The organism is Prosthecobacter sp., from assembly GCF_046154365.1.
Classification (GTDB): domain Bacteria; phylum Verrucomicrobiota; class Verrucomicrobiia; order Verrucomicrobiales; family Verrucomicrobiaceae; genus Prosthecobacter.
Genome location: NZ_JBJXFV010000060.1, coordinates 145332 through 157714, shown reverse-complemented (window position 1 = coordinate 157714; position 12383 = coordinate 145332). Strand labels below are relative to the sequence as shown.

17 protein-coding genes are annotated in these 12383 nt (G+C 60.0%); 9 read left to right on the top strand and 8 right to left on the bottom strand.

Going from position 1 to position 12383, the window contains the following annotated elements; translation table 11 throughout:
- The 3 genes from ACKVY0_RS07330 to secD all read left to right on the top strand — a co-directional run.
- Positions 1-617 (top strand): tRNA-guanine transglycosylase (locus ACKVY0_RS07330; protein ID WP_409214146.1); only part of this gene is annotated, 617 nt, incomplete at its 5' end.
- A gap of 3 nt (positions 618-620) precedes the next feature.
- A complete protein-coding gene (gene yajC, locus ACKVY0_RS07325; RefSeq protein WP_409214145.1) occupies positions 621-974 on the top strand; it encodes a preprotein translocase subunit YajC in 354 nt (117 codons plus the stop codon).
- A gap of 42 nt (positions 975-1016) precedes the next feature.
- The gene (secD, locus tag ACKVY0_RS07320) at positions 1017-3437 is read left to right on the top strand and encodes a protein translocase subunit SecD (protein WP_409214144.1); all 2421 of its coding nucleotides are present in this window, start codon (positions 1017-1019) and stop codon (positions 3435-3437) included.
- A 431-nt stretch (positions 3438-3868) separates the two neighbouring features.
- Here secD and ACKVY0_RS07315 read toward each other — a convergent pair whose 3' ends face one another.
- Both ACKVY0_RS07315 and ACKVY0_RS07310 read right to left on the bottom strand, forming a co-directional pair.
- Positions 3869-4726, bottom strand: a complete 858-nt coding sequence (locus tag ACKVY0_RS07315; protein ID WP_409214143.1) for a L,D-transpeptidase — start codon at positions 4724-4726, stop codon at positions 3869-3871.
- Between the two features lie 80 nt (positions 4727-4806).
- Entirely contained in the window at positions 4807-5466 is a 660-nt protein-coding gene (locus ACKVY0_RS07310) for an HAD family hydrolase (protein ID WP_409214142.1), read from the bottom strand.
- Positions 5467-5560: 94 nt separating this feature from the next.
- Between ACKVY0_RS07310 and ACKVY0_RS07305 the strand changes: the two genes are divergently transcribed.
- Positions 5561-6298, top strand: a complete 738-nt coding sequence (locus ACKVY0_RS07305; RefSeq protein WP_409214141.1) for a Uma2 family endonuclease — start codon at positions 5561-5563, stop codon at positions 6296-6298.
- 251 nt (positions 6299-6549) lie between these two features.
- Here the strand turns inward: ACKVY0_RS07305 and ACKVY0_RS07300 are convergent, their stop codons facing one another.
- Genes ACKVY0_RS07300 through ACKVY0_RS07290 form a run of 3 tightly spaced genes read right to left on the bottom strand, consistent with a single transcriptional unit; the run spans position 6550 to position 7807 of the window.
- Positions 6550-7098 (bottom strand): hypothetical protein, encoded by a 549-nt coding sequence (locus ACKVY0_RS07300; protein ID WP_409214140.1) that lies wholly within the window; start codon positions 7096-7098, stop codon positions 6550-6552.
- 33 nt (positions 7099-7131) lie between these two features.
- Entirely contained in the window at positions 7132-7563 is a 432-nt protein-coding gene (locus ACKVY0_RS07295) for a hypothetical protein (protein WP_409214139.1), read from the bottom strand.
- A gap of 4 nt (positions 7564-7567) precedes the next feature.
- Positions 7568-7807, bottom strand: coding sequence for a hypothetical protein (locus ACKVY0_RS07290; RefSeq protein ID WP_409214138.1), 240 nt, complete (start codon positions 7805-7807; stop codon positions 7568-7570).
- Positions 7808-7954: 147 nt separating this feature from the next.
- Between ACKVY0_RS07290 and ACKVY0_RS07285 the strand changes: the two genes are divergently transcribed.
- The 5 genes from ACKVY0_RS07285 to folP are packed head-to-tail and all read left to right on the top strand — an operon-like array spanning position 7955 to position 10814.
- Complete coding sequence (locus ACKVY0_RS07285; protein ID WP_409214137.1) at positions 7955-8680, top strand: Uma2 family endonuclease; 726 nt, start codon at positions 7955-7957, stop codon at positions 8678-8680.
- A 6-nt stretch (positions 8681-8686) separates the two neighbouring features.
- Positions 8687-9529: a histidinol-phosphatase HisJ family protein gene (locus tag ACKVY0_RS07280; RefSeq protein ID WP_409214136.1), complete on the top strand. Its 843-nt coding sequence runs from the start codon at positions 8687-8689 to the stop codon at positions 9527-9529.
- 3 nt (positions 9530-9532) lie between these two features.
- Entirely contained in the window at positions 9533-9757 is a 225-nt protein-coding gene (locus ACKVY0_RS07275; RefSeq protein WP_409214135.1) for a four helix bundle protein, read from the top strand.
- Positions 9693-9893 (top strand): four helix bundle protein, encoded by a 201-nt coding sequence (locus ACKVY0_RS07270; RefSeq protein ID WP_409214134.1) that lies wholly within the window; start codon positions 9693-9695, stop codon positions 9891-9893. The genes ACKVY0_RS07275 and ACKVY0_RS07270 overlap by 65 nt, the downstream gene beginning before the upstream one ends.
- A 36-nt stretch (positions 9894-9929) precedes the next feature.
- Positions 9930-10814 carry a dihydropteroate synthase gene (gene folP, locus ACKVY0_RS07265; RefSeq protein ID WP_409214133.1) on the top strand — a complete coding sequence of 295 codons (885 nt, stop codon included), beginning with the start codon at positions 9930-9932 and terminating at the stop codon, positions 10812-10814.
- On the opposite strand, the gene ACKVY0_RS07260 is transcribed toward folP, so the two are convergent.
- The 3 genes from ACKVY0_RS07260 to ACKVY0_RS07250 all read right to left on the bottom strand — a co-directional run bounded on the left by ACKVY0_RS07260 (position 10757) and on the right by ACKVY0_RS07250 (position 12371).
- On the bottom strand, positions 10757-11650 hold the full coding sequence (locus ACKVY0_RS07260; protein WP_409214132.1) for a PQQ-binding-like beta-propeller repeat protein: 894 nt from the start codon (positions 11648-11650) through the stop codon (positions 10757-10759). The genes folP and ACKVY0_RS07260 overlap by 58 nt on opposite strands.
- Before the next feature lie 66 nt (positions 11651-11716).
- Positions 11717-11932: a hypothetical protein gene (locus tag ACKVY0_RS07255; RefSeq protein ID WP_409214131.1), complete on the bottom strand. Its 216-nt coding sequence runs from the start codon at positions 11930-11932 to the stop codon at positions 11717-11719.
- Positions 11919-12371, bottom strand: a complete 453-nt coding sequence (locus ACKVY0_RS07250; RefSeq protein ID WP_409214130.1) for a DUF6932 family protein — start codon at positions 12369-12371, stop codon at positions 11919-11921. Before ACKVY0_RS07250 ends, ACKVY0_RS07255 begins: the two co-directional genes overlap by 14 nt.
- Positions 12372-12383: the final 12 nt, after the last annotated feature.

The window sequence follows — 12383 nt, the reverse complement described above, 5'->3', positions numbered from 1 at the left end:
GGATTGATGAACACCGGCCGCAGACGGGCGGTGGAGCGCAGTTACACTTCGGGATCGTGCAGGGCAGTGTCTATAAAGAGCTGCGTGAAAAATCAGCGCGGGAGCTGGTGGCGATCGGCTTTGATGGCTACGCGATCGGCGGGTTGAGCGTGGGAGAGCCGGAGAAGGACATGATGCACATCGCGGAATGGACCTGCCCACTGCTGCCGGCGAATCAGGCACGCTACGCCATGGGTCTGGGCACGCCGCCGCAGATGATTGAGCTGATCGCACGCGGGATCGACATGTTTGACTGCGTTTTGCCCACGCGACTGGCCCGCAACGGCACCGCGTTCACCCATGAAGGCACGCTGAACCTGCGCAATGCCTGCCACGCGAAGGATTTCCGCGACATCGCTGAGGATACGCACCCGCTGTGCCGGGGCTTTTCCAGGGCCTACATCCGGCATTTGGTGCAGGCCCAGGAGATTCTGGGTTTGCGGTTGATTTCTCTCCATAACCTGCATTTCTACGCGTCCCTCGCGTCCAGGGCACGTCAAGCGATCGAACAAGGTTGTTTCGCCGAGTTCCGGGCAGAGGTCGTCGCCAAATACACGTCCCCACCCTGCCGCCCCTGAATCATGATCTCTCCATTCCTCGATAACACCCTTCTTCTGGCCCAAGCTGCTTCTGGTGGAGGCCAGGGCGGCTTCTTTGGCAATATGCCCGTCATGATGCTCCTCATGATGGTAGTGATGTATATGCTGATGATACGCCCGCAGCAGCTCAAGATGAAGGAGCATCAAAAGCTCATCGCCAGCGTCACCGTAAGCGACCATGTCATTATGGAAAGCGGTGTGCATGGCATCATCACCAGCGTGAAGGACCGTACGGTCATGGTCAAGATCGCCGACAACGTCAAAGTCGAGTACGAGCGCAGCAAGATCGCCGCTGTGACGAAAAAGTCCGATGTCGTCGATGCGACCGAGGCCTGAGTTGAATCCGCCTGATTTCCCCAACCCCCTGCCAACCTGTTCATGAATCCCTTCGCCACCTTCCTCGTCGGTGCCTCCATCCTGTTGATGCTGCTCGTCTATATTGGCACCGCCGTGCATAAGACCAAGCGCTGGATCGGCACGCTGCTCGTCGCGCTCACCGCCTTCTCGGCCATTTACACCGCGAACACGATGGGCCTCAAGCTCGGCATCGACCTGCAGGGCGGCAGCGAATTCATCGTGCAGCTCGCCCCCAGCAAGAATGACGACGGCACGCCCAAACTGGTCACCAGCAGCGATGTGCAGCAGGCCATCGCGATTCTCGAAAAGCGTCTGAATCCAGACGGCCAGAAGGATCTCAGCATGCAGCCGGAAGGCACGGACCGCATCGTGATCCAGATGCCCGGCATCACTGATGAGGAGATCAAGGGCGTGCGTGACACCATCCAGACGGTGGCGCACCTTGAGTTTCGTCGCGTGCATCCCGACAGCGCTTCGAAGCTGGAACAGATCAAGGCCCGTGGCGGCATCAAGGAGCCCGGCTGGATCGAAATGGAGTACAGCAATCCCATCACCGCCAAAGACGGCACCGTCCTCACCAAGTCTGAACTCGTCCGTGACGCGGCGGAAATCGAGGGCAAATACGTTTCCAAAGCCTTCCGCACCGTCGATGCCGAAGGCAACAAGGTGGCGCTCCAATTCGACAGCGAGGGTGCCAAGCTCTTCGACGATCTGGCTGCTGTTCATTACATGCACAGCATGGCCATCATTGTGGACAACCACATTCACTCCGCGCCGGTGTTGAAAACGAAAAATTTTGGCGGCACAGCGGAAATCTCCGGCGGTGGTGGCAAGGGTTTCAGCCAGCAGGAGGCCGACACGCTGGCCACGCTGCTGAGCAATCCCTTGCAGAACCCGATGAAAATCCTCGCGGAAAGCTCAGTGTCCTCCGCCTACGGCCAGTCCTCGATTGATCAGGGCAAGTGGATCGGCATCACCGCGCTCATCATCACCACCTGCTTCATGTTGTTCATCTACCGCCTCGCCGGCATCGTGGCGATCGTCGGTCTGGTCATCAACATCGCCATTCTGTTCGGCTCCATGGCCTTGTTTGGCTTCACGCTGACCATGCCGGGCATTGCCGGTGTCGTGCTGACCATCGGCATGGCCGTGGATGCAAACGTGCTCATCTACGAACGCTTGCGAGAAGAAATGGAGGCCGGGAAGACGCTCGGTGCCGCGTTGGAAGCCGCGTTTGAGAAAGCCTTCTCCGCCATCGCCGACTCGAACATCACCACGCTCATCTCCGCCGTCATCTTGTTCGTCATCTCCGGCGGCCTGGTCAAAGGCTTCGCCGTCACGCTCATGATCGGCCTGCTGTCCTCCATGGTCGGCGCCCTCATTGTCACCCGCGTGATCTTCATGTGGGTCGTGGACAAGAACCTCCTGCACAAAATCCACACCACGCGCATCATCCCCGACAAGGTCTTCGACATCCTGTCATCCGCGCCAAAGTTCATCATCGCCTCGCTCGTCGTCACCGCGATCTCCTTTGGCACCATCGCCTACAAGGGCGCTGCCAGTTTCGGCATCGACTTCCGTGGCGGCAGCCGCGTCGATGTGACCCTCAAACCGGGCAAAGACATCCCCGATGCTGAGTTCGACAAGTTGCTCAAGCCGCTCAAGCAGGCGGACGGCGGCGATCTCAAGACCTACTACATCCAGCGCAAAAGCGCCGGCGGTGCCGTCAACATCAGCATTCGCTGTGAAGAAAAGAGCGGCGTGGTGATCCAGAGCGCCATCAACAGCCATTGGAACAACGACACCGTTCTCGGCACCAGCATCGCCACCGTCGGCTCCGTCATCGGTGATGAACTGGCCAAACAATCGGTCTGGGCCATGTTCGCCGCCCTGATCGCGATCTTCCTCTATCTGATGATGCGCTACGAGTTCGCCTTCGCCCTCGGTGCCATCATCGCCCTGTTCCATGACGTGCTCATGGTTCCCGGCCTGTGCGTTTTGTTTGGCCAAGAACTCAGCATCATCCACGTCGGTGCGCTGCTCACCATCGCCGGTTATTCGATCAACGACACCATCGTCGTCTTCGACCGTATCCGCGAAACGATCCAGAAGGGCACCGGCGGCAGCATGCGTGAGATGATGAACGAGGCCATCTGCAAAACGCTCTCCCGCACGCTCCTCACCGGCCCCACGGCTCTTGCACCAATGATCGTGCTGCTGTTCCTCGGCAACCCGGCCATGCTCGAGTTCGCCATGCCGATCACCATCGGCGTGCTGCTCGGCACCTACTCCTCCATCTTCATCGCCTCTCCGCTTGTGCTGTGGTACGCGAAGAAGACCGGCACCAGCCTCAAGCGCCAGGTGCTCGACGCCCAGATCGAGCAGATGAAGGCACAGCAGGCCGTCGCTGCGGCGGCCGTCGCCAGTGGCAGCAAGGTGTAAACCGAAAGCTTCGAATCACGACGGCAAGCGATCTACCGGTCGCTTGCCGTTTTTGCTTCAAGCTCTTCACCTGTGGTCTGACCGGGTGATTATCACACACTCCAGCCAACGATGAGGCGAACTTCATCTTGAGGATTGCGTGGAAACGGATCGCTGACCGCCAGCGCGAATGACTCCGATGTCGCTCGACGACACCGCCGTGAACGCCGCAGAGCACCTGAACTCAAGGCGGCTTGATGGTGGGACGGAGAGTAACTTTCAAACGGCAGGCATATCGGCAAAAAGATGGGCGGTAAAAAATGAAATCTGGCTTCGCATTTTTTACCGCCCATCTTTTTGCCGATCAAAACCGCATCGAAACTCGCCAAGTTATTCGCGAGACGCAGGCATAAAAAAGGCGGGCATTACTGCCCGCCTTCGTGGTTGATGAATCAATTGTTCGCCGGAGGTGCATTTGCCGGTGCCGCTGGCTTCACTTCTTCCGGCGGTGCGGCTGGCGTTCCCGGAGGCGCACCGAGCGGTGGCGTCGTGGGCGCCGGGGCGGTGCCCGCAGGCGGCACTACGCCACCTTTTGGGCCGTTCGGATCATCAGGAGCGAGAGTCGTTGCCGCAGCGGCCTGCGCCGCGGCTTCCTCTGCTTTTTTCTTGGAGGCGGCCAGCTTCGCCGCGTTTGCTTTCGCCTTCTCAGCGGATTGCTTGAGGTAGGTCGCATACTCCGGGCCGCTGCCAGTGATCGTCACCGGCGTGCCGAGGGAAGTGTGCTCAAACAGGATCGGTGCCATCTTGGAAGGCAGGCGGATGCAGCCATGCGAGGCACGGCGGCCAGGCTTCGGGATCGGACCAATGTGCATACCCACACCATCGCCGGTCAGGCGCATGAAGTAGGTCATCTTCGCGGCTTCAAAACGTCCGCCCTCAGGCAGCAGATCGCGGCCCTGCTTGAAGTCCGAGTTCACCAGCTTGCCTTTGGCATCGTAGCCCTTGCCGTAGAGGTTGGAGACCTTGTCCTTGATCTTCTCCAGGATTTTGAAGCTGCCGGTTGGCGTTGGGAAACTCGGAATGCCGCTGGCCACGTAGGTCCAGCCGACGACATCATTGCCGTGGTACAGCATGGCACGTTGCGCATCCACATTGATCACCATGCTCGTGATGGGCTTGCTGCCGCCCGTCCATTCACCGGGGTATTTCCATTCGGCCTTCACCGGCTCCGGCGGCGGCGCTGGGGGTTTTTTTCGGAACAACTGGCAGGAGGCCAGTAACACCGTGCCGAGAACGAGAACGGCACGCATCAAGGTTTGGGGGGATTTGGATTTCACAGCGGGCCGATACTAATGGCCGTGCTTCCCTCGCTCAAGTCATCGGTGGAACATTATTTTCCCGCAAGATCGAACAATTCCACAGGGTGCGAGATGAGCACGTCCGCGCCGCACTCCAGCAGCTCCGCCTCGCTGCGAAATCCCCAGCGCACGCCGACCGGCTTCATGCCGCTGCTCTTGGCAAACTGCATGTCGATGCCCGAATCGCCCACATAGGCCATTTCATCCGTCTGCAGGCCCAGCAACGCCGCCATCTCATGCGCGCCATCGGGCGCTGGCTTCCGTGGCACCTCCACACGCTGGCCGAGGATGTGATCAAACACCGCCGTGCCAAAAAAATGCTCCGTCATCGGCACTGTGAAGCGATGCGCCTTGTTCGAGATCACGCCCAGCTTCAATCCTTGCGTCTTCAGCGACGCCAGCATCTCCACAATGCCGTCATACGGTCGCGTCTGCGCATTCCACAGCGTGTCGTAATGCGCCCGATACTCCTCCACGCAAATCTTGATCAGCTCATCACTCCTAGCGTGTTCTGGCAGCGCCCTCTCGACGAGCTTCTCCATCCCATCACCCACCATCTGCTTGAACACCTCCTGTTCGCAGCGCGGATACCCCCGCGCATCCAGCATCCGGTTGATCGACTCCGCGATGTCCGCGAGCGAGTCGATCAAGGTGCCGTCGAGGTCGAAGATGAAGGCTTTGAGAATGGGCATGCGGCCCTTTGGCGTCAAACCGGCGTGGAAGCAACTGCGCGTGAGCCTGGACTCCAGTCTTGCCGTGCGCCGCGCCGCCGTTTATGCTCCGCCCATGATCGCAGGCACCACTGACACAGCGAACACTGTTGATTGGGACGAGGACGCCATCCCCCGCCCAGACGTTTCCAACCTTATCACTGAGGACGACACCCCCGTGGACAATCAATTCTCCGAGAAGCAAATGCGCCTGCTCACCGAGTCCATCCACGCCTCCTGGCGGCCCGGGTTCCCCTTTGTCGCCATGGCCAATGTCGGCGTGTATGTCGCACTGAACCGCCCCGCCATCGTGCCAGACGTGCTGGTCACGACGCATGTCGAGCCCCTGCAAGACTTGATGAACAAGGAGCACAAAGCCTACTTCAGTTGGATATTCGACGGCAAGGTGCCCGACGTCGTCATCGAGATCGTCTCCAACACCAAGGGTGGAGAGCTCGACCACAAGCTGCGCAACTACCAGCAGATGGGCGTCACCTGGTATGCCGTGTTTGACCCCATGCATTATCTCTCCGAGCAGACGCTCACCTGCTTCACGCTGGCCGGTGGGAAATATCGACCTCATACCGAACCGGCCTTCGGTGAGCTGGGACTCGGACTGCTGGTGTGGGAGGGTGAGTATGAGGGAGTGTCCAGCGGCTGGCTGCGCTGGAGCGACCGCGATGGCAGCATGCTCAAGACCGGTCAAGAACGCGCCACCGCAGAGGCCGGCCGCGCCGCCGCAGAGGCAAAACGCGCCGCCGCCCTTGCCGCCAAACTGCGTGAACTCGGCGTTGACCCCGACAGTATCGCCTGATGCCCCGGTGACTCCCGCCAGTCCGCGAGCGAGTCGATCAAGGTGCCGTCGAGATCGAAGATGAAGGCTTTCAGGGTGGGCATTCGCTCCTCTGGCGTCAGACCGATGCCGAATCAACCTCGCAGGCTGCATCGTGCTGGAGCCCGAGGACATGCAGGACGGCATCGTGATCGAAGGAACGCTCACGATTCGGAATCCATTCAAAGTGTGAGTGCTCCCTGACCGCACGGCGGAGTGTGCGGACCACACTTTCAGGGAACGGCACGCGGATACAGTGGCCGTAGCGTCGTCTCCTGCACCGGGCCGGTGATGCCGGGCGGCGCGGGTGATAAGGGCGGCGGCAGATGCCATAGCATGCCGAGGGCGGTGAACTCGGCGGCGAGGGTGCTCAGATCCCAGATTTCCAGCACGCCGGCATCACGCAGCAGCATGAGCTTCAAGGTGCAAAAAGGCACGCCATCCGACTCGCCAAACTGAAACACCGGCAGGATCGCCGGATGCTCCAGCCCCGCCATAGCCGCCGCCTCATTGCGGAAGCGCTCCAGCGCATCTGGCGAGTCCAGCGAGGCCCCGCGCAGTGTCTTCAGCGCCACCTCGCGCCCCGGTTTGAGCCGTCGCGCGCGATACACCACGCCCATGCCACCGCGCGCCAGTTCCTCGATCAACTCATGCCCGCCGAAGCTCTCGCCCGCTGTTTTTTCCAGCGCATCGCCGAACAGACAGATCGCGCACACGCCCTCGCTGCGCGTAGTATCCATGGCGGCGCCGCAGGTTTGGCAGGCGGTGTGGGATTCAGTCATTCCAGAGTTCTTCCAAAAATTCGCTCTCAGGTTTCATGCGGCTTCAGACAGCAGCGCGCGCAGATTGGCCAGCTCCTCATCCACTTCATCCACCTCATACGGCGCGCTCACCGTGCGCGCCACCGCCAGGCGCAGCAGTTTTCGGAAGCGCTGCCGCATGCGGTGCACCCTCGTCTTCAAAGCAGCGGCTGGCTGCCCCAGTCGCGCGGATAGCTCCTCATACGACGGTGCCACCTCCACGCCTGGCAAAAAGCAGCGCAGCACCGCAAACTCCGCCTCCAGCGCATGTAGCGTGTTTTTTATCAGGCCAAAGGCCCAGTCGTTATCGAACCGCCGCCCGATCTCCACCGGTACCGCGCACGGCTCAAAACCCTCCTCCGCCAGCGCGTCGAGACTGTCATGCTCGATCTCGCTGCCACGCTTTACCGCGTCCGCCTTTTCCCGCGCATGAGCGGTCACATGCATCAGCTCACCGAGCAAAAAAGTGCGGAAGCGCCCGCGCTCCCGGTCCGCCCGCTTCCAGCAGCTTCAAAAAAAACTCCTGTACCAGATCCTCGCTGTCACGCGCATCATGACCGCGTGCGCTGAGAAAGCTCACCAGCGGCTCACGGTAGTCCGCGCACATCTGCGCCAGCGCAACGCGACTTCGCGTGTCGCCATTCAGCGTGGCCATCGCGACCTGCATCCAGTTCGTCTGCGGAAAAGACATGGCCGCCTATCACCCAGCGCACGGGAGAGCGTCAAGTTTCGTGCTCGTTTCATTTTAGCTGACATTCTACTACACCACTGAGCCGAGCTGCCATCCAACTCCGACTCCTTTCTTGCAGCCTTGGCGGCGAACGCTTATGATCCGCCCATGATCGCAGGGACTGAAATCACAACCGAGGGCACAGAGTGGGAGTTCGCCCCGCCGCCGGATGTCTCCAACCTTATCACCGAGGACGAAACGCCTGTGGACAATCAATTCTCCGAGAAGCAGATGCGCCTACTTACCGAGTCGCTGCACGCCTCCTGGAACCCCGGCTTCCCCTTTGTGGCGATGGCGAACGTCGGTGTCTATGTGGCGCTGAACCGCGCCGCGATCGTGCCCGACGTGCTGGTGACGACGCATGTGGAGCCGCTCCAGGAAATCATGAGCAAGGACCACCGCGCCTACTTTAGCTGGCAATACGACGGGAAGGTTCCGGAGGTGGTCATCGAGATCGTCTCCAACAAAAAGGGCGGTGAGCTCGACACCAAAAAGCGCCATTACGAGCACATGGGCGTCGCTTGGTATGCGGTATTCGATCCAGCACACTATCTCACAGCGGAATCGCTGACTCTCTTTGCCCTAGATATACGCAATGGTCAGCGCGAGTACCGCCAGCAAGCATCCAGTGGCACCTTGGACGGCATCGGCCTCGGTTTGACGATCTGGGAGGGTGAATTTGAAGGCATCACCTGCCCCTGGCTGCGCTGGTGTGATCCAGACGGCAAACTGATCTCTACGGGTAAAGAAGGCCGCATCGCCGAAACCGCGCGCGCCGACAAACTCGCCGCGAAGCTGCGTGAACTCGGCGTGGACCCAGACAGCATCGGCTAACGCCTCATGCTCACCGACTACCACACGCACACGCCGCTTTGCCTGCATGCCGAGGGCAATCCGGTCGATTACGCACGACATGCGCAGAGCATCGGCCTCGCGGAGATCGGGCTGTCAGATCACAACCCGATGCCGCAGCATTTTGACGACTGGCGTATGCCGCTCTCTGACCTGCCGCGCTACTTTGAGCTGGTGAACGAGGCCCGCGAGGCGCTGCCAGACTTTCCGATTCGTCTCGCGCTGGAGTGTGATCACCTCGAAGGCCGTGAGAAGTGGATCGACGAGACAGCGGGCATGGCGGAGTGGGATTACCTGATCGGCAGCGTGCATTACATCCATGACGGCGTCGCGGTGGATGATCCGAAGCATGTGTCGCGCTGGAAGACGGCCACGGACATCGAGCACATGTGGGGCATGTATTGGAAGCTCTACGAGCAGATGATCCGCACGCGGCAGTTTGATTTCCATGCGCACCCCGATCTCGCTAAGCGCTTCGGTCTGCGCCCTGCTGGCGATCTGCGGCACTACTACGCTCCCGTGATCCAGGCGCTGGTCGATACCAACGGCATCCTCGAAGTCAGCACCGCCGGCCTGCGCAAAGATGTGCGCGAGATCTATCCCGCTCGCGAGATGCTGGAGATGGCCTTCAGCGCCCATGTGCCCATCGTGATCAACTCCGACGCCCATGTGCCCACCGATGTCGGCGTGGACTTTGACAAGGCGCTCGAACTGGTGCGCAGCGTTGGTTACACGACGACGGTGCGGTTTGAGAAGCGCCAGCGTAAAATCGTGCCGCTGCCGGAGAGTTGGGGAGGCAAAAGGCAGGAGGCAGGAGGCAACAGGGACTAACGCATGGACTCTTTTCGCGATCTCATCGTGTGGCAGAAGGGCATGCTTATCGTCGAGGCAGCCTACCGCTGGACACGCACCTTTCCACGAGAAGAGCTTTACGGCCTGTCGGATCAGATGCGCCGTGCGGCTATTTCTGTCCCTTCCAACATAGCGGAGGGTTATGGCCGGCAGTCCACTCCAGATTACATTCGCTTCCTTCTCATCGCCCGTGGTTCTCTTTTATGAACTGCGAACTCAAGCCGAGATTGCCCGGCGACTCGCTTTCGTCAGCCAGGAGGCTTTTCAAGCTGGGGAATCGCTGATCATCGAGATCGAACGCATGCTAACTTCTCTGATCACCAAACTCCGCTCCCATGTCTGACCTTTTGCCTCCTGCCTCCTGCCTCCTGCCTTCATCATGATCTGGCACGCCCGACAGCACCGCATCGAGTTCCCACGCCGCCCGCTGGTCATGGGCATTGTGAACATCAACGACGACTCGTTCTGTGGCGACGGCACACTTGATCCGACGCAGGCGCTGGCTCAGGCGAAACAACAGCTCCTGGATGGAGCCGACATCATCGACATCGGTGCTGAAAGTGCGCGCACGAATCGCGGGGCAATCAGCGTGGAGGAGGAAATTGCCCGGCTGCTGCCCTTCATCGCACAATGGCCGGTGCTGCATGCGAATTTCAATGCGCCGCTGCTTTCCATCAACACCTGGCGCAGCGAAGTCATCGCCGCCGTCTTGCCGCATGGCGGGGACATCATCAACGACCTCAGCGCGCTGCCCGATGCGACGAATGCGCGACTGTGCGCCGAGTTTGGGGCGAGTTTGCTCATCATGCACAGCGTCGGCCAGCCGAAGGTGCCGCACACGCATGTGCAGTATCCGAACATCATCGAAACGCTGGTCGATTTCTTCACGCAGAAGCTCGAACTCGCCGAAAGCGCCGGGTTGCCGTACAAAAACATCCTGATCGACCCCGGTATCGACTTCGCGAAGCAGCGTGACGACAATCTGGCGATCTATCGGCATCTGCGTGCGTTGCATCGCTTCGACCGGCCAATTTTACTGCCCGTCTCACGCAAAACGGTCATCGGCGATGTGCTGGGCATTCCCGCACTCGAACGCGATCCCGGCACCGTTGCCTGCATCGCCGCTGGCATGACACGCGGCGCGCACCTTTTTCGCGTCCACCACGTCAAAGCGGCCGTGCAGACGGTGAAGATGCTGTGGGCCGTTCAGCGCAGCACTTCGCCCTTGGTCACGTCGCCTTTGTCATCCAGCGCCATGACTTGATTGATCGTCTTGAAGCGGCCTTTGTCCTCAAAGGCCCAGACGACCTTCTTGTCAGGTGTGAGTTCAAAAAACTGCGCTTGTTCACCCATGTGGCCGTGGCCGAGGTAGTTGGCGAAGATCGTGTTGCCATTCGGCAGGCGATGACAACCGGCCATAAGCCGCAGCGTGTTGCCAGGAAGGTCGTTTTCATTGAGTTCCCACACGGTTTTGCCCGCAGGATCGACCTCGACGACCTTATGGCCGTCGCCGCAGGTGATGAGGAGGTTTTTGTTCGCCAGTTGCACCACTTCATGCGGATCACCGGGGACGGGCACTTCGCGCAGCACTTTGCCTTCGCCGTCGAGTTCCACGATTTTGCTCTCGCCCTTGAAGCAGACGAGAAAGTGACCGTCAGCGGTCTTGCGCGTGCCACGGAACTGGTTGTGGAGCTTCACCTCGGGCTTCGTGACGAGTTTGATCTCCTTGGCGATCTTGCCCGCGCGATCGACCTCGATGATCCGGCTGGTGCCGCATTCGACGACGAGCACGTTGCCGTCCGGCAGCGGCTGGCAGGCGTGGCACTCGACTTTTTCAGGAGCCTGGTATTCCCAGACGACTTTCTGATCTCGCGTCACTTCTTTGGCACCAGCCACATAAGCGAAGAGGATGTTTCCATTCGGCAACTGCCAGCAGTCCTGCGGATTTTTAGCCTCCACCTGCCATTCGATCTCGCCCGTGGCAGAGAGAATGGTGACACGACCGCTGTAGTCACAGCAGAGGATGGGACGCGCAGCAAACAGGCTGGTGGCGGACCAAGCGCTAAAAATGACGGCGAAAACGATGAATGGAAGTTTCATGAGGATATAAGTGCAGCATAACGGCCCAAGCCGTCGCATCTTCCGCCGCGTTCCCCGAGGCAGCCATCAAGCCGTGGCAAGCTGACGTGCGGTGGCAGCGGGCGGTGCCCACAGATACTCACGCACATCGAGCATCATGCGGTCGATCTCCGCGAGAAAACCACCCGCAGCGGCGCGAAAGCCGGCTTCTGAAACAGATGAATCGCGCAAGGCGACCACCTGCCGCTGAAAGCGTCCGATGCGCTCCATGGTGGATTCGAGTTCGGTGTTATTCTTGATCATACTGGGTAACCTCCACGATGCCACGGTGAGTTTTGTCCCGCTTGATCGTCCAGTAAAGCACAGATTCTTCCTCGCCGTCGAGGCAGGCGGCGAGCGGAATCCAGAAGATGGAAGCGCCCAGCAAGTTGTGCGCCGCCATGTGATCAAACACATGTTTTGCCTCGCCCACGACGGCTTCGATGTCGAAATGGTTCTCCATGACCAGGAACACATCGGCATCATTCGGAGCCACCTTGTCGGTGACAAAAGAGCCGAAAATGATGAATCGACGCACCGCATTCGTCTGCATGGCGAGATGATAGATGCGCCGCAGCCGTTCGGCGACCAGCCGCCGCTGGGCGCTGCCATCGTCAAAATGAGCCATGACCTGCTGTAGCGACGCCTGGTGCAATCCGTGAGGCAGATCGCCGTTGGCATCAAATGGCGGCCACTGCTTCATGCTCAGAATAAT